The organism is Maritimibacter alexandrii (assembly GCF_005871115.1).
Classification (GTDB): domain Bacteria; phylum Pseudomonadota; class Alphaproteobacteria; order Rhodobacterales; family Rhodobacteraceae; genus Maritimibacter; species Maritimibacter alkaliphilus.
The window spans coordinates 636,881-660,960 of record NZ_SWKQ01000011.1; the positions used below are offsets into that span (position 1 = coordinate 636,881).

At 65.8% G+C, this 24,080-nt stretch carries 19 protein-coding genes and 1 tRNA gene; 13 read left to right on the forward strand and 7 right to left on the reverse strand.

What is annotated here, in order from left to right:
* The first annotated feature begins 14 nt into the window (after window positions 1–14).
* From FCT00_RS11270 to FCT00_RS11310, 9 genes are all read left to right on the forward strand, one after another.
* Window positions 15–1,868 (forward strand): TRAP transporter permease, encoded by a 1,854-nt coding sequence (locus FCT00_RS11270; protein WP_235888997.1) that lies wholly within the window; start codon window positions 15–17, stop codon window positions 1,866–1,868.
* Window positions 1,865–2,650, forward strand: a complete 786-nt coding sequence (locus FCT00_RS11275) for an IclR family transcriptional regulator (protein WP_138423086.1) — start codon at window positions 1,865–1,867, stop codon at window positions 2,648–2,650. Before FCT00_RS11270 ends, FCT00_RS11275 begins: the two co-directional genes overlap by 4 nt.
* Before the next feature lie 22 nt (window positions 2,651–2,672).
* Window positions 2,673–3,689, forward strand: coding sequence for an amidohydrolase family protein (locus FCT00_RS11280; protein ID WP_138423087.1), 1,017 nt, complete (start codon window positions 2,673–2,675; stop codon window positions 3,687–3,689).
* Window positions 3,690–3,697: 8 nt separating this feature from the next.
* Window positions 3,698–5,137, forward strand: a complete 1,440-nt coding sequence (locus tag FCT00_RS11285; protein WP_138423088.1) for an aldehyde dehydrogenase family protein — start codon at window positions 3,698–3,700, stop codon at window positions 5,135–5,137.
* Window positions 5,134–6,702: an FAD-dependent monooxygenase gene (locus tag FCT00_RS11290; protein WP_138423089.1), complete on the forward strand. Its 1,569-nt coding sequence runs from the start codon at window positions 5,134–5,136 to the stop codon at window positions 6,700–6,702. Before FCT00_RS11285 ends, FCT00_RS11290 begins: the two co-directional genes overlap by 4 nt.
* 250 nt (window positions 6,703–6,952) lie before the next feature.
* Entirely contained in the window at window positions 6,953–7,405 is a 453-nt protein-coding gene (locus FCT00_RS11295; protein ID WP_138423090.1) for a MarR family winged helix-turn-helix transcriptional regulator, read from the forward strand.
* A gap of 132 nt (window positions 7,406–7,537) precedes the next feature.
* Complete coding sequence (locus tag FCT00_RS11300; RefSeq protein ID WP_138423091.1) at window positions 7,538–8,215, forward strand: hypothetical protein; 678 nt, start codon at window positions 7,538–7,540, stop codon at window positions 8,213–8,215.
* A gap of 54 nt (window positions 8,216–8,269) precedes the next feature.
* Window positions 8,270–8,346 (forward strand) — tRNA-Arg (locus FCT00_RS11305).
* A 151-nt stretch (window positions 8,347–8,497) separates the two neighbouring features.
* Window positions 8,498–8,944, forward strand: a complete 447-nt coding sequence (locus FCT00_RS11310; protein ID WP_235888999.1) for a GFA family protein — start codon at window positions 8,498–8,500, stop codon at window positions 8,942–8,944.
* Here FCT00_RS11310 and FCT00_RS11315 read toward each other — a convergent pair.
* The 4 genes from FCT00_RS11315 to FCT00_RS11330 all read right to left on the reverse strand — a co-directional run bounded on the left by FCT00_RS11315 (window position 8,928) and on the right by FCT00_RS11330 (window position 16,894).
* Window positions 8,928–10,139 carry a glycosyltransferase family 4 protein gene (locus FCT00_RS11315; RefSeq protein ID WP_138423093.1) on the reverse strand — a complete coding sequence of 404 codons (1,212 nt, stop codon included), beginning with the start codon at window positions 10,137–10,139 and terminating at the stop codon, window positions 8,928–8,930. The genes FCT00_RS11310 and FCT00_RS11315 overlap by 17 nt on opposite strands.
* Window positions 10,140–10,206: 67 nt before the next feature.
* The gene (locus FCT00_RS11320) at window positions 10,207–11,088 is read right to left on the reverse strand and encodes a transglutaminase family protein (RefSeq protein WP_138423094.1); all 882 of its coding nucleotides are present in this window, start codon (window positions 11,086–11,088) and stop codon (window positions 10,207–10,209) included.
* A 4-nt stretch (window positions 11,089–11,092) separates the two neighbouring features.
* Entirely contained in the window at window positions 11,093–13,510 is a 2,418-nt protein-coding gene (locus FCT00_RS11325) for a circularly permuted type 2 ATP-grasp protein (protein WP_138423095.1), read from the reverse strand.
* Between the two features lie 27 nt (window positions 13,511–13,537).
* Window positions 13,538–16,894, reverse strand: coding sequence for a transglutaminase family protein (locus tag FCT00_RS11330; protein ID WP_138423096.1), 3,357 nt, complete (start codon window positions 16,892–16,894; stop codon window positions 13,538–13,540).
* A 182-nt stretch (window positions 16,895–17,076) separates the two neighbouring features.
* Between FCT00_RS11330 and FCT00_RS11335 the strand changes: the two genes are divergently transcribed.
* Window positions 17,077–17,817, forward strand: a complete 741-nt coding sequence (locus FCT00_RS11335; RefSeq protein ID WP_138423097.1) for a sulfite exporter TauE/SafE family protein — start codon at window positions 17,077–17,079, stop codon at window positions 17,815–17,817.
* A 50-nt stretch (window positions 17,818–17,867) separates the two neighbouring features.
* Here FCT00_RS11335 and FCT00_RS11340 read toward each other — a convergent pair whose 3' ends face one another.
* Both FCT00_RS11340 and FCT00_RS11345 read right to left on the reverse strand, forming a co-directional pair.
* Complete coding sequence (locus FCT00_RS11340; RefSeq protein ID WP_138423098.1) at window positions 17,868–18,608, reverse strand: glutamine amidotransferase; 741 nt, start codon at window positions 18,606–18,608, stop codon at window positions 17,868–17,870.
* A gap of 115 nt (window positions 18,609–18,723) precedes the next feature.
* Window positions 18,724–19,269: a YcbK family protein gene (locus FCT00_RS11345; protein WP_407943655.1), complete on the reverse strand. Its 546-nt coding sequence runs from the start codon at window positions 19,267–19,269 to the stop codon at window positions 18,724–18,726.
* A 345-nt stretch (window positions 19,270–19,614) separates the two neighbouring features.
* Between FCT00_RS11345 and FCT00_RS11350 the strand changes: the two genes are divergently transcribed.
* The 3 genes from FCT00_RS11350 (at window position 19,615) to FCT00_RS11360 (ending at window position 22,849) form a co-directional block, all read left to right on the forward strand.
* Entirely contained in the window at window positions 19,615–21,234 is a 1,620-nt protein-coding gene (locus FCT00_RS11350; RefSeq protein ID WP_008328523.1) for a L,D-transpeptidase family protein, read from the forward strand.
* A 131-nt stretch (window positions 21,235–21,365) separates the two neighbouring features.
* Entirely contained in the window at window positions 21,366–21,632 is a 267-nt protein-coding gene (locus FCT00_RS11355) for an acyl carrier protein (RefSeq protein WP_235889044.1), read from the forward strand.
* 8 nt (window positions 21,633–21,640) lie between these two features.
* Complete coding sequence (locus tag FCT00_RS11360; RefSeq protein ID WP_138423100.1) at window positions 21,641–22,849, forward strand: beta-ketoacyl-[acyl-carrier-protein] synthase family protein; 1,209 nt, start codon at window positions 21,641–21,643, stop codon at window positions 22,847–22,849.
* A 73-nt stretch (window positions 22,850–22,922) separates the two neighbouring features.
* On the opposite strand, the gene FCT00_RS11365 is transcribed toward FCT00_RS11360, so the two are convergent.
* Window positions 22,923–23,654 carry an invasion associated locus B family protein gene (locus FCT00_RS11365; RefSeq protein WP_138423101.1) on the reverse strand — a complete coding sequence of 244 codons (732 nt, stop codon included), beginning with the start codon at window positions 23,652–23,654 and terminating at the stop codon, window positions 22,923–22,925.
* Between the last annotated feature and the right edge of the window lie 426 nt (window positions 23,655–24,080).

Consider the following 24,080-nt stretch of genomic DNA (forward strand, 5'->3'; position numbering starts at 1 on the left):
TATTGGCTGCATTGATGACGCTCACCGCGATCGGTTGGGCCTTGTCGGTGAACCGCTACTTCGGATTGGGGCTTTACCCGCAGCAGTTTTTCGCAGCGATGCTGGTGTTCGTTCTGCCCATCGCCTATCTGACGCTGCCCGCCCGCCAAGGGGCGACGCGCGAGACCGTCCCGCTTTACGACGTCGCGCTGGGTCTGTTGTCCATGGCCGCCTTCGCGTTCATCGCGGTCGGGTATCCCGACCTCGTGCTTATGATCTTCTCAAGGCCCTTGGAAGTCTGGCTTCCGGGTCTCATCGCCATCGCCCTGACGCTCGAGGCGCTGCGGCGGGCGACGGGCTGGGCGCTGGTCATCATCATCGCGGTCTTCATCCTTTACGCGCTCTTCGGAGACATCTTCCCCGGCCGGCTTCAGGGCCGTCCGCAGAACTGGCAGCTTCTGTCAGGCTACATGGCCTTCGATTCGAACGGCATCCTCGGGCTGCCCATGTCGATCGCCTCGACCGTGGTGGTGGCCTTCATCCTGTTCGGCGTGCTTCTGAACCTCACCGGAGGCTCGCACTTCTTCACCGACGCGGCGATCATCGGCATGGGCCGCTATCGTGGCGGGTCGATGAAAATCGCGGTGCTCGCCTCGGGCCTCTTCGGCTCAATCAGCGGGTCCGCCGTGGCGAACGTCGTCGGCACCGGGGTCGTGACGATCCCCATGATCAAGCGCGACGGTTATCCGGGCCACAAGGCCGCAGCGATCGAGGCGGTCGCGTCGACGGGCGGTCAGCTCATGCCGCCGGTCATGGGGGCGTCGGCCTTTCTGATGGCCGAATTCCTCGCCGTTCCTTATTCGTCCATCGTGCTCGCGGCACTGGTGCCTGCGATCCTTTACTACATCGCCCTGTTCATTCAGGCCGATCTCGAAGCCGCCAAACTGGGCATCCGCGCGATCCCGAAAGAGGACATTCCGGACCGGCGCAAGGTGCTTGTCGGGGTGCACTTCGTGCTCGCCTTCGCGGTCCTGATCTACCTGTTGTTCTGGCAGCGATACCAGCCGGAGCGCGCCGCGCTCTGGTCGGCGGTGGTGCTGATCGCCACCTCGCTGGCCATCGGATACGACGGCGTGCGGCCCAGTGTGCGGACCGTGTTCTCGGCCCTGTCGCGCACCGGACACGGCGTTGTGGAAATCCTGCTCATTTCGGCCGCGTCCGGCATCGTGATCGGTGTGCTCAACGTCACCGGCCTGAGCTTCAACCTGACCTACGCGCTGGTGCAGATCGGCGGCGGCAGCGCGGTGATCCTGCTCGCCCTGTCGGCAATCGTCTGCATCGTGCTTGGCATGGGGCTTCCGACGCTCGGCGTCTACGTGCTTCTGGCCGCGCTCGTGGCCCCGGCGCTGATCCAGGTCGGAATCGAACCCATCGCCGCGCATCTTTACGTCCTGTATTTCGGCATGATGTCGATGATTACGCCGCCGATCGCGCTTGCGGCCTTCGCAGCCGCATCTATCGCGAAATCACCGTCGATGGCGACGGGCTGGGCGGCCATGCGGTTCGGGTGGTCGGCCTATGTGATCCCGGTGCTCTTCGTCTTTTCGCCGACCCTCATCCTGATCGGGGCGCCGCTGGAAATCGCAATCGCGCTTATCACCGCGATCGTGGGCGTCTGGCTCGTCTCCTCGGCGCTCGCCGGATACTTCTCGCAGCGACTGAGCCGTGGGAAACGCTGGCTGTTCGCCACCTTCGGCCTGCTCGCGCTCGTGCCGGCGGGCATGTTCGAAGGCGCGATCTACTCCGACGCCATCGGCGTTCTGGGGGGCATCGTCCTGATGGGCGCGGAACTTCGCCGTGGCCGCGCAACGGCAGAGGCGCAGGTATGAGCAGCGGGGCCGGGAGCGCGGAACGGATCCTGGGGATCCTCGATCTTTTCAACGAGAGCCGGCTCGAGTGGACGGCGGAAGAGATGATGAGCGAACTCGGCTACACCCGTCCGACGCTCTACCGCTATATCAAGACCCTGAAGGATGCAGGCTTTCTAAGCCAGAACGGGCCGCATGGGTTGACGCTCGGCCCCCGTGTCGTGGAACTCGACTACCTCATGCGCAAGTCCGACGCGCTTTTGCTCGAAGGGGGTGCGGTGCTCAAGGAGCTTGCGGCACAGCACCCCTCGACCGCGCTTCTGGTGCGCTGGTATGGAAACAAGCTTCTGTGCGTCGCGTCGGAAGTCTCGACCCCGCAGCCCAAATCCAGCTACCCGCGCGGGCGGCCCATGCCGCTGGCCCGTGGCGCGATCAGCCGCGCCATCCTCGCACATCTGCCACGCCGTCAGATGCTGGCGAAGATCAACGAGAATTTCTCGGACCTGCGCGAGCTTGGGCTGGGCGACACCGTGGACGAGATTGCCGAGACCCTGCGCCACATGCGCAAGGGCGGCGCCCTCGTCGCGCGCGGCGAGGTTACCGACGGGGTGGTGGGGATCGCCGCGCCCGTGTTCGACGCAAGCCGAGCACCCATCGCGGTGCTCTGCCTGACCATCGACCGCGACACATTGGACGACGCCAAGGTGAAAGACCTGTCCGACACGATCTGGGCGGCCAGCACGCGCCTGAGCGACGCCCTGACACACATGCGTTCCGAGGACATGGTCCTCGGGGAACTTTGACCTTCGAGAAACGAGGCAGCCCATGAAAAAGATCGACATCTTCAACCACATCTGGCCGAAGCCCTTTCACGAGGCGCTGATCGCCCATGTGGGCGAGACGACGGACATCACCCGCCGGTCCGAGGCCGTTCCGATGATGACCGACCTCGACCGCCGGTTCGAGGTGATGGATATGTTCGGGGACGACTACTGCCAGATCCTGTCGCTCGCCTCGCCGCCGTTCGAGAAATACGCCGACCCCGAGAAGTCGCTGGAACTGGGCAAGATCGCGTCGGACAGCATGGCGGAGTTGTGCCAGAAATATCCCGACCGCTTCCCCGGTTTCATCGGGTCCGCCGTCATGAACAACCCGGACGCGGTGGTGGACGAGGCGCGCCGCAACATCGAAGAGCTCGGCGCCGTCGGGATGCAGATTTTCACCAATGTCGGGGGCAAACCGCTCGACCTGCCGGAATTCGAACCGTTCTTCGAATACATGGCGCAAAGCGGCAAGGCGGTCTGGCTGCATCCGGCGCGGGGTGCGAATTTCCCCGACTACCTGACCGAGAAACAGTCGGAATACGAAATCTGGTGGACCTTCGGGTGGCCCTACGAAACCTCCGCCGCCATGGCGCGGATGGTGTTCTCGGGGCTTTTCGACCGGAACCCGGGCCTCAACATCGTGACCCACCACGCGGGCGGCATGGTGCCGTTCTTCGAGGGGCGCGTCGGACCGGGCTGGGACCAGATGGGCGCCCGCACCACCGACCGCGATCTGGCCGCCGTCCGCAAGGCGCTGAAGAAGCCGCATCTTGAGTATTTCAAGGACTTCTACGCCGACACGGCCACCTTCGGCTCGGCCACCGCCATCAAGCATGCCATCGAGTTCTTCGGCGAGGATCACGTCATGTTCGCCTCCGACGCGCCCTTCGATCCCGAGGCGGGGCCGATGTACATCCGCGAGACGATCCGCATTCTGGACAAACTCGACATCTCCGATGAGACACGTCGCAAGGTCTATCAGGACAACGCGGCGAAGTTGCTCGGCCTGACGCTCTGAGGTCCGCCATGACGTATCCGACCGCACGGCATTTCATCGGCGGCACATGGGTGTCGGACGGGGCGACGGGCGAAAGCGCGAACCCGGCCGACGACACGGTGCTCGGCCAGTATCACGCAGGGTCCGCCGCCCTCGTCGAACAGGCCGCGCGAGCGGCGCGTGAGACGTTTTTCGCGACCGACTGGGCCCACGCGCCCCGCCAACGCGCGCAGGTGCTGTTCGAATTCGCCGACCGGATGGAGGCGGCGCGGGACGAGATCGTCGACCTGATCGTCGCCGAGAACGGCAAGCTCCGCTCCGAGGCGATGGGCGAAACCATGGGGTCGATTTCCGAGGTGCGCTATTACGGCGGACTGGCGCGCAACCTCAGGGGAACGATGCAGGAAATCAGCCCCGGCCAGATGTCGCTCTTTCACCGCGAGGCGGCGGGTGTGGCGGGGATCATCGTGCCGTGGAATGCGCCCGTCACGCTTCTGGTGCGCTCGCTCGGCCCCGCGCTCGCGGCCGGCTGCACCTGCCTTATCAAGCCCGCGCACCAGACCCCGCTGGTTCATGCGCGCGTCATGCAATGCCTTGCCGACTGCCCGTCGCTTCCGCCGGGTGTCGTGAACTCGATCAACGAGAGCGGGATCGAGGTGGGGCAGGCCATCGTGTCCTCGGCGCTGGTGGACACGATCTCGTTCACCGGGTCATCGGCCACGGGCAAGGCGATCATGGCCGCGGCGGCGCCGACGCTGAAGCGTGTCGGGCTGGAGCTTGGCGGCAAGGCGCCCGCCGTGATCTTCCCCGATGCCGATCTGGACAAGGCCGTGGCCGAACTCACCCATGGGGCGCTGACCATGGCCGGTCAGATCTGCGTCGCGGCGGCCCGGTTCCTTGTGCATGAAAGCATCGCGAAGGACTTCGAAGAAAGGATCAAGGCAAGCTTCGCCGCCGTCCACGTCGGACCGGGCAACGACCCGGCAAGCGAGATGGGCAGCTTGATCGACCGCGCGAACCTCGACCGGCTCAGGACGATCATCGAACGGGCGGGCGACGAGGGCGAGATGGTGCTGCGGGGCGAGGCCCTGAATGCCGGGGCCTTCCTGACCCCGACGCTGTTTCGCATCGACGACGTGTCATCGCCGCTCGTGCAGGAGGAACTCTTTGGTCCGATCGTCTCACTCGAGACCTTCTCGGACGAGGGCGAGGCGGTGTCGAAGGCGAACGCGACCTGCTACGGGCTTGCCGCCAGCGTCTTTACCACCGACCTGTCGCGCGCCATGCGAATGAGCCGCGCGATCCGCGCGGGGACCGTCTGGCTCAACAGCCACATGCGCCTTGCCGCCGAGGCCGAAACGGGCGGCTTCGGCCAGTCCGGTCTGGGGCGGCTGCACGGGCCGGAAGGGCTGCATGACTTCATGGAAACGAAACATATCTACCTCGAACAGGGAATGATCGGCGGATGAAGGCACGAACGGATTACGACGTCGTTATCTCGGGCGGGGGGCCGGTCGGCATGGGGCTCGCCATCGAGCTGGGGCAGCGCGGCATTCCGGTGCTTGTGATCGAACGCTACCCCGAGCCGCAGCCCATTCCAAAGGGCCAGAACCTGACCCAGCGCACCACCGAAACGCTGCATTTCTGGGGCTGCGAAAAGGAACTTCGCGCGGCCCGGTCGATCCCCGACGAGGTCGGCATCGGGGGGCTTACGCTCTACGAACACCTCCTCAGCGACTATCACTACGATTGGCTGAACCGCTCCAGCGTGAACGAGTATTATTTCACGACCAACGAACGGCTCCCTCAGTACGAGACGGAAAAGGTGCTGCGGGCGCGGGCCGAACAGATCGCGTCAATCGATATCCGCTATGGCTGGACGGTCGAAAGCGTGACGGATCACGGCGACCATGTTTCGGCCACGGCGACCCGCCGCGACGGGGCCGAGCGTGATACGGTCACGGCGCAATACGTCGTCGGGTGCGACGGAAGCCGCTCCGTGGTGCGCGCGACGGGCGGCATTCCGCAGACCCAGTCGGACCATGACAAGCTGATGGTGCTTCTGGTGTTCCGGTCGATGGAATTGAACGACCTGTTGAAACGCTATCCGGGCAAGGCGTTCTTCAATGTCCTGCACCCGGACCTCAAGGGCTACTGGCGCTTTTTCGGCCGCGTCGATGTGGGGAGTTTCTTTTTCCACGCGCCGGTCCCGGCGGGCACGACCGAGACAGACGATTTCGAGGCCCTGCTGCATGAGGTCGTCGGGCGTCCTTTCGCGCTCAACATCGACTACGTGGGGTTCTGGGATCTGCGCGTTTCCATCGCGTCGCATTACCGGGCGGGGCGGGTGTTCGTCGCGGGCGACGCGGCCCACAGCCATCCGCCCTACGGCGGATACGGCATCAACACGGGGTTCGAGGATGCCCGAAACCTAGGCTGGAAGCTCGCGGCGCGGCTTCAGGGCTGGGGGGGCGAGGGGTTGCTCGACAGTTACGATGCCGAACGGCGGCCCGTGTTCGAATCGACGGCGCGTGATTTCATCGAGTTCTTCATCGAAGACGACCGGCGATTCCTTGAAACCTACGACCCCCGCAAGGACCGGGACGCGTTCGAGACCGCGTGGAACAAGCGCAACGCCACCGCCGCAGAGGTCGCGAATTTCGAGCCGAACTACGAAGGGTCGCCGATCGTCGCAGGTGGCGGCGGTGCGCCGAGTGCGCGGGGCGATCACAGGTTCGACGCCCGCGCCGGGCACCATCTCGCACCCCAAATCCTGTCGGACGGCGCGAACGTCTTCGACCGCCTCGGAAACGGATACACACTACTGAATTTCGCGCCTTCCGGAACGGTGGACAAGGTCGTTGCGGTGGCGTCCAGAGAAGGGATTCCCTTGACGGTCGTCGAGGACGGCGCGTCGACTGACTACGGCGCGTCCCTGATCCTCGTGCGCCCGGATCATTACGTGGCATGGAGCGGCGAGGATCCGTCCGAGGGCGCGGATGCGCTGTTGAAGGCGGCTGTGTCGGCGTCGTGAGGTCTGGTGCGCTACGTCACCACGCGGGTGGGGCAGTCGAGGACGTTCAGTCGGCGCTGTGACCGCGTGGCGCGATCTCTGCGAAGCACGGTGAAAACTGTCCTGCCTCGCCGGACGTCCTGCGCGTGGTCGTCTGAGACACAGGCGACGCTTCGCAGGTGCGGTGATCCTAAGCCCGTTTTTCACGTGCATGACGCGCCTGTCGGCATAGTATCCTTGGTTCAGGGCCTCCAAGACGGGTGAATGTTCAGTGAACGACGACGACGCCTTCGATCGGGCCGGTTTGCCAAACGCGGAATGGCCGTTTTTCTGGATCACCAAGACGGCGCATCGCTACACGCATGTGATGGAGGCGCGGCTCAAGACGATCGGCGTCGATCCGACCTATTGGCGCGTGATGACGGCCCTTGATGAGGGCAAACGGCTCTCGGTCTCCGAGATTTCCGCGCAATGCATCCTGAAGCCCAATACAGCGACCAAGATCGTGCACCGGATGCTGGCAGAGGGGCTGGTCGAGACCGGCGAACGCGCCGGCGACGCCCGCGTGACCGAGGTGATGCTGACCGGAAAGGGGGACGCACTCGCGGCCAAGGCGCGCGTCGTGGCGGATGAAGTCTATGCGCAGGCCTTCGCGGGGCTCTCGCAGGACGAACGACTCGTGCTGGACATGCTGCTGGAGCGGGTGTTCAACCGACTGGGCTAGGGCGGTGCTTGTGGCCTGACTTGCGGGCGGTGCCCCTAACGGCGCGCTCGCATTTGGGCAGGCGGAAGGTCGACCGAGGAGACCCGGACGCCGTTGTGTGACCGGCGGCCGAGTGCGATAGCGGTGGGCGACATGATTATTTGCCACGACAGACGTCTTATCTTCCTCAAAGGCCGCAAGGTCGGCGGGACGGCGCTCGAAATCGCGTTGTCGACCGTCTGCGGGCCGCGCGACGTCATCACGCCGCTCACGCCCGAGGACGAGGCCCTGCGCCGCGACGTGGGCGGGCAGGGGCCATGTCACCACGACCGGGTGCGCTGGCCCGGCACGCTCTGGCCCCGGCGGGTCGCATTTCGCAATCATTCCACCGCCGCCCAGGTCCGCGCGCAGGTGCCGGAGGCGATCTGGACCGGATACCGAAAGATTGCGATCACACGCGATCCGTTCGACGTGGCGATTTCGCGCTACAATTGGCGGCGCTCGCGGGGGACGCTCCCGGACGATATGGATTTCGGTGGGTTCGTCGCGGCCCGACGGGATCGGCTGGACGCCAACAGCCGGATCGCCCCGCATCGCGGGCCGGACAAGATCGATCTACACCTGCGCTATTCCAGCCTGCTTCAAGATCTGCGCGACAACGACCTGTCCGACATCGCGGAGATCGTCGCGCGCATCCGGCCCAAGGGCGGCATTCGCCCGCGCGAGGCCCGTGTCGCCGAGGTCTATCGCGCCCATCCCGAGGCGCTGGACATCGTGGCCGAAGCCTGTGCTTCGGAAATCGCGGCCTTCGGCTACCCACGCCCTGCGTGAGACCGCAAATCCTGTTGCGAGCCCGCCAGCCTTGCCCTATACCGCGCGAACGACGCACCCGTAGCTCAGCTGGATAGAGCGCTGCCCTCCGAAGGCAGAGGCCATAGGTTCGAATCCTATCGGGTGCGCCACATTTATTTGCGCCACCGCTTCGTTACTTGAGCGCCTGTTTGGCGCGTTCGAAGGAAATCCTTCTCGGCGCGCCACCATCCTTCCTCCCCGACGTGACCTTTGACGCCGCGCGTGTTTGCGCCAGAGTGGTGCGAAAGGGAGGGCCGGATGATGAGTGAACTGCACGAAGGGGGCTGTGCCTGTGGAGCGGTGCGCTACCGGACCGTGGGGCTGCCGGTCAGGGCCGGTGTCTGTCATTGCCGCTACTGCCAGCTTCGCACCGGGTCCGCATTCGGCGTTTCGGTCTATTTCGCGCAGGACAACGTGACCGATCTGTCGGGGGCTTTGCGCGATTACACGTTCCACACGGAAAGCGGGCGCGCCTTCACCACGCGGTTCTGCACGACGTGCGGCACGAGCGTGTTCTGGCGGCTGGAGGTGTTTCCCGATCTGGTCGGGATCGCGGGCGGGACGTTCGATCCGCCGACGTTCTGGTTCGACGTGACGCGCGAGATCTTCACCCGGACCCGTGCGCCGTTCCTGACGCACGACCTGCCGGACAGTTCGGAAACCTCGGCCAGCTACGTGCCGGGCGGCGCCGTCAGCGGCGGGATTTGATCGCCTCCTTCACCGCCTTGGGGACGAACCGACGCCATGTGCGCGGAAAGTTCGGATCGGGGGTGAAGGACGACCATGCCTTCGGTGACCACTCCGGCGCGGGCTCGGCCATCACCGCGCGAAACAGGTCGGCATAGGCCCGTGCGGTTCCGGCGCTGGAAAACCGTTCGCGGGCGGTGGCGGCGACGGCGGCGCTCATCGCGCGCAGGTGGTCGCGATCCTGATCGAGCCTGTGAATGCCTTGGGCGAGGGCTTTGGCGTCCTCCTGCGGGACGAGGAGGCCGGAGCGGTCGTGATCGACCATGAAATCGGTGATGCCCTCGATGTTGAAGCAGGCAGGCACCGCGCCCGCCATCATCGCCTCGATCAATGCGTTCGGCATGCCTTCGAATTTCGAAGTGAACAGGTAGATGTCCACGTCGCCCAACAGGTCGGGGATCTCGCCCGGACCGAGGGCGCCGAGAAATTCGACCCGGCCCGCCGCGATATGGGGCGCAAGCTCTGTGCGCAGACGGTCGCCGTGGCGGCCCTTGCCCGCGATCCTGAGGCGGTAGTCACAGCCGAGCGCGTCGAGTTCGGCCAGGATCGCGGGGATATGCAGCACGCCTTTCTGGCCGTGTTCAAGGCGCCCGACGAACCCCAGTTCCAACCGCGCACCCGTGCCGCGCACACGGGCGGCGGCCGCATCGAAGGGGGCCGGATCATGGCCGTTCGGGATGAGCACGAGCTTGTCCGGGTCCGCGCCATAGTCGGCGATCAGATCGTCGCGCAGACGGGGGCTGAGGGCCACGATCCGGGCGAGCCGTTCGGCCCCCGACATGGTGATCCGGTACCCGTGGTCGAACGCGTTGGCGCAGCGCGACATGACACGCACGCTTTGCGGCAGATGCGGGATGGCCGAAAGGATCGCGAAGGAGTTGATGCCGAGCGCGATGTCGATGCGTTCCTCGGCACACCAGTCGACGAAGGCGCGCGCTTGCCGTTTCGCGTTGGACACGTCGGGCACAAGCAGGTGGCAGCCGTCATCGGCATAGGCCGCTTCCCACAAGTCCGCATCCTCGCGCCCGACGCTGACGCAGCGCATGTCGATGCCATGTTTCAGAAGCTCGGGCCGGATGTTGCGGTAGAAGGTGAAGGTTCCGCCATCCTTCGGAACCGACCCGAAGGCGACGCGGATCGTGGGGCTGTCAGTCATTTGTCGGGAACGGTCCCTTGCGTGAGAATAGGTGGTCGGACCGATGCCCGCGGAATGCATGGGGAATTCACGCGACAACCGGGATGACGTCAACCGCCTGCGAACTGTCCTGACCGCCGGACCCGCGCAAAGCGCCGCGCACCGGGGCCACGTCGTCATAGTCGCGCCCGTGGGCCACGGTGACGTAGTCGGCGCCCGCGAATTGCGCGTTGGTGGGGTCGTATTCGACCCAGCCCAGTTCCACGCCCACCCAGGCCCGCACCCAGGCGTGCATGGCATCGGCCCCTTCGAGACGCGGCTCGCCCGGGGGCGGATCGGTGCGCAGGAAGCCCGAGACATAGCCCGCCGGAATGCCCAGCCCGCGCAGGCAGGAAATCATGATATGGGTGAAATCCTGACAGACCCCGTGCCGCTTGGCGAAGGCCTCGGCGGCGGGGGTCGCCACATCGGTCGCCGTCGCATCGAAGCGCATTTCGGAATAGAGCGCGCGCCCCACCGTTTCGACCGCCTGCAAGGTGGTCATGCCGGGCGTGACATGCGCCTGTGCGAAGGCGGTCATGTCGGGTTGCGGCCCGGCCCGGCGCGAGGGCGCGGTGAAATGCTGCGGGGCGATGGGCGACAGCCCGCGTTGCATGTCGATCTCGGCCCCCAGCGCCTCGACCGTCGGCGAGAAGTCCAGAAACTTGGGGTCGGGGCGCCGGTCGAACCGGGCGGCGAGGTCGATGGTGATCGCCTCGACCGGCTCGTGCCAGACCACGCTCGTCAGGGTGTTGCCGAAGAAATCCACCCGCTCGCGCCGCTCGGCCGGCATCGGGTCGAGGGTGAGCAGGCGGGCGAGCACCTTCTGCGTCGCCGGAATGTCGTTGGGCAACAGACGCAGCACGAGCCGCGACTGGTCCGAGGGGGTTTCATAGCTGTAGGCGATGCGCAGTTTCACGTCATAAAGCATTGCGTCACCTCAGATAAGCCGCCGAGACCTGCTCGGAAATCGCGGCCAGATCGCCGCGCAGTTCACCGAAGACGGCAGGCGTGATCGCAATGGGGTCGGCCACTTCCAGCCGGGTCTTGAGCGGCAGGATCGCGCGCAGAAGCGGGCCGGGGCGGCCGTCGGGCATGATGTCGGGCAGGCCCTCGACCAGTCGCTTCATCTCGTTCACCTGAAACAGGACGGCGCGCGGGTTGTCGGCGTCGAGGGCGAGAAGGTCGACCACCGTGTCGCGGTTCGTGTTTATGCGGTAACGGCGCTGATGGGTCATCACGCTGTCGGCCACCTCGACCGCGATGTCGAAACAGCCCGCGGGCGCCTTGGAATCGGTGAACGTCGCAAGCATGGCAAGCAGCCCGTCGGCCCGTTCGATCGCGCGTCCAAGCGACAGGAACCGCCAGCCCGCGAACCGATACATATTCTCGTGCACCAGCCCCGCGAAACCGGTGATCTTGCGCAGAAGAACGCTCATCGCGCGGGCGGCATCGTCGCCCGGCGCCGCGGTCTCGCGCATCGCGCGCATGGTCTTGTCCAGATCCTTGAGCGCGAGCCAGCCGTCGGTCGAGAAGCGGTCGCGCACCTTCGACGCGCAGGTCTGCGCGGCGGCGAGCCGGTCGAGCAGCGCCGCAGGCATCGCTTCGGTCGGGTCGACGCCGAACGGGGCAAGGTAGGCCTGTATCGTCCTGAGGCGCGGATCGTCCGGCCCGTCGGTGGTCGCAAGGCGCAGGTGATAGGCGCGCACGAGCCGGATCAGGTCTTCGGCCCGCTCGAGATAGCGGCCGAGCCAGTACAGGTTGTCGGCCCCGCGTGACGGCAGCGTGCCCGAGGTGATGCGCCGATAGGGCTGGTCGTCGGTCGGCGTCAGCGTGGGCTGCGGCACCGGGCCGTCGGATGCGATCCAGACATCGGCCACCGACCCGCCGCGCTGCATGGCAAGCGCGGTGGCGTCGCCTTCGGGGCCGATCCGGGCATAGCCGCCCTTCATGAAGCTCCAGCCCTTGTCCGTGCGGGCGGCAAAGACGCGCACGGTCATCGGACAGGGGCGCAGGCGGCCGGTTTCGCCGTCCCCGACCCAGGCCGGCGTGGTGGACAGGTTCACCGCCTGTTGCCCGACGAGAGAGGCGCCCTCGGTCGCCAGCAAAGTGTCCAGCGGTCCGCGCGCCGCGTCGCGCACGTCGCCGCCGACGATGGCGTTCGCGCCCCAGTCGAAGGGCAGGTCCACCGACAGGGCCGGACCGATGACGAGGTTTTGCGCGTTCGACCGCACGTATTCCCGCTCGCTCGGGCTGCCGCACCACCATGTCGCGATGTTGGGCATCGCCAGAGGTTCGCCGTTCAGAAGCCTGTTGATCTTGGGCAGGAACGCCATCAGCGCGCGGGTTTCCAGCACGCCCGATCCCAGCGCATTGGCGAGGGCGAGGTTTCCGGTCGCCACCGCCTCCATCAGCCCCGGCGTTCCGATCTGGCTGTCGGGTTCGAACTCCAGCGGATCGGCGAACTGCGCGTCGATCCGGCGCCAGAGCACGCCAAGCGGCTGCGGCCCCTCGATCGTGCGCACCATCGCTTCGCCGTTCTTGACGATCAGGTCTTCGCCTTCGAGCAGCATGAGGCCCAGATATCGGGCGATATAGGTGTGCTCGAAATAGGCGTCGTTGGCGGGGCCGGGGGTAAGGATGCCCGCGCGACGCGGCAGCCCCTCGCGCCGGTTGGCGAGCGTGTCCAGCGCATGTCTGAAATCCCCGAAGAACCCTGCGAGCCGGTGAATGCGGTCGCCCGAGAAGCTTTCGGGAAAAATGCGGCTGGTGGCCATCCGGTTTTCCAGCGCGAACCCGGCCCCCGACGGGGCCTGCGTCCGGTCGCCCAGCACGAACCACGACCCGTCCGGGGAGCGTCCGATCTCGAACGCGAGGAAGTGGAGGTAATGCCCGCCCGCCGGTTCGACCCCGACCATCGGCCTGAGCCATGCCGGATGGTTCGCGACTAGATCGACCGGCAGATGCCCGTCTGCCACCAGCGTGCCCGGCCCGTACAAGTCGGCCATCACCGCTTCGAGCAGATCGGCACGCTGCGACAGGGCAGCGCAAATGCCGTTCCATTCGGTCTCGTGCAGGATCACGGGCACATGGCTGAGGGGCCATTCCCGTTCAGACAGCGGCTGGTTGGAATACTGGCGGAAATAGACCCCGGCATCGCGCAGATATTGGTTGCCGCGCTCGAACCGCCCGGCGACCTGCGCGGGCGTCAGACGTGAAAACGCATCGACAAAGGGTTGCCAGACCGGGCGCATCTCGCCGGTCGTGCCGAACAATTCATCCGACACGCCCGACTGCGGCGCGTAGCCTTCGAGATAGGGCGGAGTCACGCGGACCCCCGCTTGCTGTTCCATTGCGTCTCCGAGCGCGGCGCGATTGACCTAGACCAGCCCGACGGGGCGGCGCAGGTCAAGGGTCATCGGAAACTCCGGATGGGTGGGTTCGGGTTCCGGGCGATAGGCCTTGGTCGAATGACCATGCGCCTCGAACCGCGCCAGTCGCCGCGCCTCGGCCTCGTTCCCGTTGACCGGGAAGGTGTCGTAGTTGCGCCCGCCGGGGTGCGCGACGTGATAGGTGCAGCCCGCCAGCGCATGTCCCGTCCAGTCGTCGTAGATGTCGAAGGTCAGCGGGGCGTTGACGGGCAGGGTGGGATGCAGGGCTTCTGCGGGTTGCCACGCCTTGAACCGCACCGCACCCACCGACACGCCCGACGTGCCGGACCGGGCGAGCGGGACGGGGCGGCGGTTGCACATCACGCGGTAGCGGTCCTGATGGAGCGTCGTGAGCTTGACCTGAAGCCGCTCGACCGAACTGTCGGTGTAGCGCACCGTGCCGCCGATCGCGCCGGTTTCACCCAGCACGTGCCACGGCTCCAGCGCCTGCCGGATTTCGAGGTTGATGCCCTCGGCGTCGACCTGCCCGCAGAACGGGAACCGGAACTCGGCCTGCGCCTCGAACCAGACCGGGTCGAGGTGGAAGCCGTGCTGGCGCAGATCGGCGAGCAGGTCGAGGAAATCCTCCCACAGGAAATGGGGCATCATGAAGCGATCGTGCAGCACCGTGCCCCAGCGCACGGGCTTTCCTTCGACCGGCGCATCCCAGCAGCGGGCGATGATGGCGCGCAACAGCAGTTGCTGGGCCAGCGACATGCGCGGATGCGGCGGCATCTCGAAGCCCCGGAACTCGACCAGACCCAGACGGCCCGTGGGACCGTCGGGTGAGAACAGCTTATCGATGCAGATCTCCGCCCTGTGCGTGTTGCCGGTCACATCCGTCAGCATGTTGCGCAGCAGTCGATCCACCAGCCACGGCGGCGGGACGCTGCCGTTTGCGGGCGGATTGATCTGGGACAGCGCGATTTCCAACTCGTAAAGCGTGTCGTGGCGCGCCTCGTCGATGCGCGGGGCCTGAGACGTGGGGCCGATGAAGAGGCCGGAGAAGAGGTAGGACAGCGACGGATGGCGCTGCCACGTCAGGATGAGCGACTTGAGCAGGTCGGGGCGGCGCAGGAACGGACTGTCGTTCAGCGTCCCGCCGCCCACGACGACGTGGTTGCCGCCGCCGGTGCCGGTGTGGCGCCCGTCGATCATGAACTTGTCGGCGCCGAGACGGCATTGCCGCGCCTCTTCATAGATCGCCTCGGTCGTCGCCACGCAATCGTCCCAGCTATGGGCCGGGTGAATGTTCACCTCGATCACGCCGGGGTCCGGGGCCACGCGGATCACGTTCAGGCGCGGATCGTGCGGGGGCGAGTAGCCTTCGATATGGACCGGGATGCCGAGTGCGCGGGCGCTTTCCTCGGCGGCGGCGACAAGTTCGAGGTAGTCGTCCACGCTTTCGGTCGGCGGCATGAAGACGCAAAGCCGCCCGTCGCGCGGCTCGACCGACAGCGCGGTGCGCACCACGCCGCCCACGGTGTCGAGCACCTGTTCCACGATCTCCTGTCCCGGTTCCGCGGCCTGAGCCTCGCTCACCGGCTGGGCGCGCGACTTTTCGGTTTCGGGCGCGCGCTTTTCCAGTTCCTCGTGATAGTCGGGCAGGTCGCCCACCTCGATCGAAGGGTCGGTGACGTAGTGATAGGGATACTGCGCGGGCGGCACATGCGGCAGCGCCCCCAGCGGCAGACGGAAACCGGCGGGACTGTCGCCGGGGATGAGGAACAGCTTGCCGCGCCGGGTCTTCCACACTTCGGACAGCCAGCGCGCGCCGGTCGCCTTGGTCTGCCAGCGCTGGATGGGGAGGACGTAGCCCACCGGCTGATCCAGCCCGCGCTCGAACACGCGGGCGAACCGGCTGCGCTCCTCGGGGTCTTTCAATTTGCTGTCCTCGGGCGTCACGTTCGGGGGCAGCTTGCCCTCCTTCAGCATCCACTCCGCCGGGTCTTCATAGACCGCGTGGGTGAACTTGCCGTCGAGCCCCAGCCGCGCCGCGATCCCGTCGAGCAGTTTCTCGGCCTCCGGTGCCCCCGCGCCGGTGTCGTCGCCTTCGTGCGCGATAAGGCTTTCGTCACGCCAGACGGGTTTGCCGTCGCGCCGCCAGTAGAGCGAGAAGGTCCAGCGCGGCAGGCTTTCGCCCGGATACCATTTGCCTTGCCCGTAGTGCAGGAACCCGCCCGGTGCGAAACGGTCGCGCAGGCGGCGGATGAGTTGATCGGCGAGCGCGCGTTTCTGGGGGCCGACGGCGGCGGTGTTCCATTCGTCACTCTCGAAATCGTCGACCGACACGAACGTCGGCTCGCCCCCCATCGTGAGCCGCACGTCGTTCTTTTCCAGACTCGCGTCGACCTGCTGGCCGAGTTTGTTCAGCCGCTCCCACGCCTCGTCCGAAAAGGGTTTGGTGATGCGCGGATGTTCCGACACGCGCTTCACCTGCATGTCGAAGGCGAAATCGACCTGCGGTGTGCCTGCCGAGGAATAGCCGCCCGCGATGGGAGCGGCGTTCACGTAATGCGGCGTGGCGGCCAGCGGGATATGGCTTTCGCCCGTCAAAAGCCCCGATGTCGGGTCCAGCCCGATCCAGCCCGCACCGGGGATGAACACCTCGCACCAGGCGTGAAGATCGGTGAAATCGTGGTCGGTCCCCGACGGGCCGTCGAGCGATTTCAGGTCCGGCTCCAACTGGATCAGGTAGCCCGACACGAACCGTGCGGCGAAACCCAGATGGCGCAGCACCTGCACCAGAAGCCAGCTTGAATCGCGGCAGGAGCCGGAGCCGATCCGAAGCGTCTCGTCCGGCGTCTGCACCCCCGGTTCCATCCGGATCGTGTATTCGACATGCTTCGAGATCGCGGCATTCAGGCCGACGAGGAAATCCACCGTCCGCTTTTCGCCCAGGTCCAGCGAGCCGATGAACTTGGCAAGCCCCGGTCCCTCGGGTTCCGGGGTGCGGTAGATCGCCAGATCGGGGGTCAGCTCGGCTGGATAGTCGAAGGGCCATTCCTCGGCATATTCCTCGACGAAGAAATCGAACGGGTTGTAGACCGACATATCGGCGACCAGATCGACCTCGATCTTGAACTCGGTCACCGGCTCGGGAAACACGAAACGCGCCAGCCAGTTGCCATACGGGTCTTGCTGGTGGTTCACGAAATGGCCGCCGGGCGAGACTTTGAGAGAATGCGAGATGACGCGAGTGCGTGAATGCGGCGCGGGCCTGAGCCGGATGATCTGCGGCCCCAACGTGACGGGCCGGTCATACTTGTAATGGGTCAGGTGATAGATGCTCGCATGGATCGCCATTTGGGGCCTTCCGTTTGTCTGTCTCCCCCACGTTATTGGGATGGGCCGGGGTGTAACACCCTCATTTCACGCGAAACCTGACAAACGCGGGTCGCTGCCCAAAAATCAGGCGTTCGTGACGTTCCGCAGGTTTCCTCGCCCGTCCCGCGTGGTATGGGACCGCAAAACAACACGAGCCGCTCATGGACATTCAAGCCGTCATCCTCGTCTGTCTCGCCTTCGCCGCCGGGGGAATCGTCAAAGGGGCGACCGGGGCGGGTGCGCCGCTGTTCGCGGTTCCGCTCATGGCGATGCAGCGCGATATCCAGTTCGCGGTGGCGGTGTTCGTGCTGGCCAACATCGTGCCGAACCTCTGGCAATTCCTGCAATACCGGCGCGCGCTCGAGGCGCCGCGCTTTGCGGTGTTCTTCGCAGCGGCAGGCGGGGTCGGCGTCGGGTTGGGAACCGTCGCCTTGGCGGGATGGGAGCCCGATCTTCTGGTGTTCGGCGTCGGGCTGGTGCTTGCGGCCTATGTGGTTTTCCGGCTGCTCAATCCGCGCTGGCGACTGACCATGGCGGCCGGATGGCGCGCCGTGGTGCCAGCGGGGCTGGTGGCCGGGGTCTTGCAGGGGGCGACGGGCCTGTCCGCGCCCGTTTCGATCACCTTCCTCAACGCGCTCGACCTTAAACGCGAGACCTTCATCGCGACGATCTCGCTGTTCTTCGTGACGCTTGGGGTGGTCCAGTTGCCCGCCCAGTTCGCATTGGGCGTGACGAACCCGCACCTCGTGCTGTTGAGTGCGCTGGCCCTGATCCCGCTCATGCTGGGGATGCCGGTGGGAGCGTGGCTCGGGCGGAGGCTGCCGCAGGTGATGTTCCAACGCGCTGTCCTCGTCATCCTCGCGGTCCTTGCCGTGCGGTTGATCTACAGCGGGATCGCTTGAGCTTCATGTTTTGAGTGCGGAACGCGACGTAAGACGCTGATAAAACTTCCTTACCGGCGATAGAGGTCGGCGAAGTTGCGCAGGACCAGCGCCGGGGCCTCGACCGTTTCCGCATGACCCTTCGCGATCAGGCCTTCGGCCTCGTCGGGCGCGAAATAACCGCGATGTTTGTAGATGTTGATCCGGGTTTCCAGCCCGTGTCCGTCAAGCTCGGGGTGGAACTGCGTGGCATAGACGTTCCGGCCGAGCCGGATCATCTGAAAAGGGCACGGCGCGGATTGGGCGAGGTGGACGACCCCATCGGGCAGATGTTGCAGGGCTTCCTTGTGCCCGACGAAAGCCTTGAAGCTGGCGGGCATTCCGGCAAGCAAAGGATCGTCCTTGCCCGCATCGGTCAGGGTGCAGGTCGTGGCGCCCACAGGCTCGCCGTAGCGGGCCTTGGACACCGAACCGGGTTCGAGGTGGTGGCCCAGAATGCCGATCCCGTAGCAGCAGCCGAGGAACGGCAGGTCGCGTTCTGTGATTTCGGGCATGAGCGACAGGATCGACGCCTCGATCCGCGCCTCCACCGGGTCTTTCGTCTCCGGCGCATCCGAAACGCAGCCCGGACCGCCGCCGACGATCACGCCGGAATAGGCGGTCAGGTCCAGATCGTCCGGCAAATCCTCTTGATCCAGACGGATGCGGTGCACCTCGTCCGCGTCCAGACCGCCCTTGGTGAGCATCGCGGCGAATTCATCGTCCGCGGCGTCGGTTTCGGGGCGAAGCTGAAGGATCAGAAACGGTTTCATGGGGCCGGACTTAGCCGCGCGGGGCCGGGCCGTCTATCGCGCATTCGGTCGCGTGCGGGCAAAAAGAAACCCCGGCGCGCGGGCCGGGGTGGTTCCTTGTCGCATTCGGGCGCGATCAGCTTCCCCAGGAGCGAACCTGACCGCAATCCATGTGCACGAAATTCGAGCCGGAGTATTTGCCGACGCCGCCGGCGCGACAGGCCTGAGCGGCCTTGAAGATCTGGTTCACCGAGCGGGAGTTCAGGCGAAGGTCGGCGGCCTGACCCTTGAGGTGGAGCGAATTCTTGGCCACGCCGCGCGAGCGGGACCGAAGCATCGCGTTGGTTTCCGGCGAACGGTAGCCCGACAGCAGCATGTAGGGTTCGGTGGAATCAAGCAGCGCGTGCGCGGCTGCGGTGATGTCCAGCGTCCGCGTGTCGATCGCGATCTGCTTGTCGACCCGCGCGTCGCGCATGAAGTAATTGATCTCGGCGAGCGCCTCTTTGATGTACTCGCCCTCGATCCAGTAGATCGTGTTGATGCTTTCGCCGGTTCGGCCTGCGTACATCGCGATCCGCCGCACGTCACCCGCGCCACGAAGGAACCCTGCTGCATTTGAAAAGGTCGGTGCTGCTGCTACTGCGGTTGCCGCGAAGGCACCCAGCAGAGCACGGCGGCTCATGCCATTGGAGCTCGACATCGTCATTGTCCCAAACGTCCCAGTTTCTTGCCTACCCACTCCGTTCAGCGGGATATTTCGCCATTAGTCCCCAGGCGATGAGGGGAATATGACACAACTCGATTCGTGGGAAAAGCCCAGTTTGTTGCCCTTCGGAACGAATCAAGTGGTTTGGGCAAAATCTCGCTGAAAGGCCCAAACATTGCCTTAAAGCGTGGTGAAACTGTCGCACCCCTTGGGTGACGGCCCGAAACGCCCGGACCTGTCGGCTTTGTGATTTCCCCCGGATGGACCCTGTGGCAAGACTTGGGAGTTAGGGAAGAAACGCCATTTGACGAACCGGGGACCATGAAGACGACAAAGCTCAACCGCCTATTCCGCCCGATCCTGCTCTCCATCGCACTTGCCGTGCCTGCCACCGCGGTCGCCACCTTGCCCGCGACGGCGCAGATCAAGATTTCCACCTTCGCACAGGCGATCGCCGAAGCGGCCTCGGACGACGAGGATATCGCGGGTTTTTATCGCGAGAATGGCTATCAGCCGATCTGGACCTCGGGCTCGGACGAGCATCAGGCGCGGATCATGGCGCTGTTTCAGGCGATCCAGCATGCCGACGACCACGGGCTGCCGGAGCGTGCCTTCGACACCGCCGCACTGGAAAACGCGATGCGGGCCATCGACAGCCCCCGCGATCTGGGCCGCGTCGAAGTCGATCTGTCCAAGCTCTTTCTGACCTATGCGAAATACATCCAGACCGGCATCCTGACGCCCGCTGCCGTCGACGACGGGATCAAGCGCGAAGTGCCGCTCAAAGATCGCACCGAATTGCTCAAGGCGTTCTCGCAGGCGCAGCCCGCGCCGTTCCTGCGCACGCTGCCCCCGAAATCCGAGGAATACGCCCGCCTCATGCGCGAAAAGCTGCGGCTGGAGCGTGTCCGCGCCGAGGGGGGCTGGGGTCCGACGGTTCAGGCCGGCTCGCTGCGCCCCGGCGATCAGGGGCAGGCGGTGATCCAGTTGCGCAACCGTCTGGTCACCATGGGCTACATGGATCGTTCTGCGACGCAGACTTATGACGAGAATATACAGCGCGCGGTGCAGCGGTTCCAGACCAACCACGGGCTGACCGCCGATGGCGTCGCCGGTGGCGACACGGTGAAGGCGATCAACACGCCGGTCGAGGATCGGCTGGAGCGCATCATCGTCGCGATGGAACGCGAACGGTGGATGAACATCGAACGTGGCGACCGCTACGTCTGGGTGAACCTCACCACCTTCACCGCCCGCGTCGTCGACGGTGGCAAAGTGACGTTCGAAACCCGGTCGGTCGTCGGCCAGAACCTGTCGACCCACCGCACGCCTGAATTCTCGGACATGATGGAGCACATGGTCATCAACCCGTCGTGGTATGTGCCGCGCTCGATCATCGTGAACGAATATCTGCCCGCCCTGCGCGCCAACAGCGGTGCGGCGGGTCACCTGCTCATCACCGATGCGCGGGGGAGGACGGTCAGCCGGGCGACGGACTTTTCGCAATATTCGGCCCGCAACTTCCCGTTCGACATGCGTCAGCCGCCGGGACCGGGCAACGCACTGGGCTACGTGAAATTCATGTTCCCGAACCAATACAACATCTACCTGCACGACACTCCGTCCAAGAGCCTGTTCGGGCGTGAAGTGCGGACCTTCAGTCATGGTTGCGTGCGTCTCCAGCAACCGTTCGACTTCGCGTACACCATGCTCGCGCCGCAGGAGGCCGACCCCGAAGGCTTCTTCCAGTCGATCCTGCGCACGGGGCAGGAAACCAAGGTCGAGCTGGACGAGCCGGTTCCGGTGCACCTCGTCTACCGCACGGCCTTCACCGATACGCGTGGCGAGATGAACTATCGCAACGACATGTATGGCCGCGACGCCCGCATCTGGGCCGCGCTTCAGGCCGCCGGCGTCGATCTGCGTATGCTCGACAGCTGACCGGGGCCGAGATCCTGAGAACCGGCGCGGGCCTTGCCTGCGCCGGTTTTTTCATGCGCCGTCATCCGGGCGTTGCATTTCGGTGGCAGGGGACCGGGAAATGAGACAGGATGGAGGCGACTATGAAAGACATGACCGACGATATCGCAGGACAGGTGATCGACATTCTCGCCCGCCAGGCGGTGCGCGATCCTGCCGACATCGACCCTGACGCCGCGCTCGAAACCCTCGGGATCGACAGCATGGGGCTTGTCGAGATCATCTTCGCCATCGAAGAGACCTTCGACGTGTCGGTGCCGTTCAACGCGAACGCGCCCGAGGCCGGGGGCTACAACCTGACCACCGTGAACGGGGTGATCGACGCGGTGCGCGCACTGGTCGGGGCGCGGGGCGCCTGAGCCACCCAATGCGGCGTGTCGTCATCACCGGGTCCGGGACGATCAACCCGCTCGGCGTTAGCGTTTCCGAGACCTTCGAGGCGATGAAAGCCGGGCGATGCGCCATCGGCCCGCTCGACATCCGTGACGCGGACCGGCTGACAGCCCCCATCGGGGCGCAGGTCGCGGGCTTCGACCCGGCGGCGCATCTGGACCGCCAGACGATCTCGCTCACCGACCGGTTCAGCCAGTTCGCGCTCGTCGCGGCGGAGGAGGCGATGGGGCAGGCGGGGCTTGCCGCCGATCCCGACCTCGCGCCCCGGTTCGGTGCGGTCCTCGGCAATTCCGGCGGCGGAATGGAAACGCAGGACGACGGCTTCCGTGCGGTCTATGAGGCGGGCAAGGCGCGGGTTCACCCGTTCACCGTGCCCCGGCTCATGGGCAATGCGCCAAGCGCGCATCTGACGCTGCGCCACGGCCTCAGGGGGCCGTCCTTCACCGTCTCGTCCGCCTGTGCGTCGTCCAATCACGCGATGGGGCAGGCGGCGAGCTTGATCGCCAGCGGGCAGGCCGACGTGATGCTGACAGGCGGGACCGAGGCGATGCTGACCTTCGGCGGGTTGAAGGCGTGGGAGGGGCTGCGCGTCATGTCGGCCACCGGATGCCGCCCGTTCTGCGTCAGCCGCGACGGCATGGTGCAGGGCGAAGGCGCGGCGATTTTCGTGTTCGAGGCCGAGGAACACGCACGCGCCCGTGGCGCGACCATCCTCTCCCATGTCGCGGGCCACGCGATGACCTCGGATGCGCGCGACATCGTTCTGCCGGACGCGTCCGGGGCGGCGGCGGCGATGACGGGGGCTCTTCGGGCCGCGGACCTGACGCCGGGCGACATCGGCTATATCAACGCCCACGGCACGGCCACGGCGGCCAATGACCGGACCGAGGCCGCGGCGATCCGCGCCGCGTTCGGGCCGGAGGCCGACCGGGTCGCGGTGTCCTCCACCAAGTCCATGCACGGGCACCTGATCGGCGGGGCCGGCGCGGTCGAGCTGATCGCCTGCCTGCTGGCGCTTGGCGAAGGCGTCATCGCACCCACCGTCGGATGGCGCGAGGCGGATGCGGATATCGCGCTGAACCTCGTCACCGGACAGGCGCGAACGGCACGGGTCGAAGCGGTCCTGTCCAACGCCTTCGCCTTCGGGGGCATGAACGCCGTTCTCGCGCTGACCGCACCGTGAAAACCGGATCCTGAAACGAAAACCGCCGCACCCGGTGGGGCGCGGCGGTTCGAACTTTCGATTTGAGCTTCGCTTACTGCGCGGCTTCCGCTGCGGGTGCGGCGGCCTCGGGGGCTGCCGGCTGCTCGAGCGAGTCATAGGCGGCGGTGAAGCCCTTGAGCGACAGCGGCAGTTCGACCTTCTGGTCGGGGGCCGCGACCGGCACCACCGTCAGGGTCGCCGAGCCGCCCGCCTTGAACGCCGCCACTTCGGCCGAGGTGTAGCCGATCTGGGCGACACAGCCGTTCGGATCGCAGAAGCGGAACGGGTAGCGCTTGGGCGCGGCGCTGTCGACGCCGATGGTCATCTGCTGGGTCAGCAGAACGCCGAGCGGCACGATAATCATCGAACCGGCTGCGGCCTCGTTGCCTTCCGGCAGCTTGCCGATGGAGACTTTGCCGACCGGCGCGCCTTCGGGCTCTTCGCGCAGGAACTGGGTGATCTGGCACGGCGCGGGGCCGTCGTTGCCCGGAATGCGCAGGCATTCGCGCTGCCAGTCGTCGAACACTTCGTCGACATAGGTTTCGACCTGCGGCGCTTCCGTCGTTTCGCCCATGTCGAGGTCCGGGTTGCCGGTCGCTTCGTCAGCGGTGGCCGGGGCCTCTTCGGTTGCGGGGGCGTCGGTGGCAGGCGCTTCGGCGGCGGGCGCTTCGGCGGCGGGCGCTTCGGCGGCCGGTGCGTCGCCTTCGTTGGTGTCTTGCGCATAGGCCGCACCGCCCAGCGCGATCAGCGCGGCAAGGCCAAGAGGTTTCAGGATCGTTGCCATTGTGGTTTCCCTGTTTCCGTCCGGAGTTGTCGAAGGACCCACTAACATGAGCCTTGGATGAGGTCAGCCCCCGATTTGGTCCGCGCAGATTTCCGCCCATGCGGGCCGGGGGCGTCGGGTGTCCGGACAAGGGGTCGCCACGATAGAAAAAGGGCCCGCAAACTGCGAACCCTTTCTCGTTTTTTTGTTCTCCCTGCCGGACTGGCCGACTTATGGGCAGGACGCTACGATGAAAGATGAGACCCGTCAACAGCCCATTCGCGATCTGTGATGGAACCCGTAACGGATCGTGAAGACGTGCCGCAGACGCATGAAAACAAGGGGCTTCACCTCTGGTGATCCCCTCTTCACCGCGATGCGCGGGACCGGGCGCAAAAAGACCGCGCCCCAAGGGGCGCGGCAGTCTGACAGGGAGGAAGTCATCCG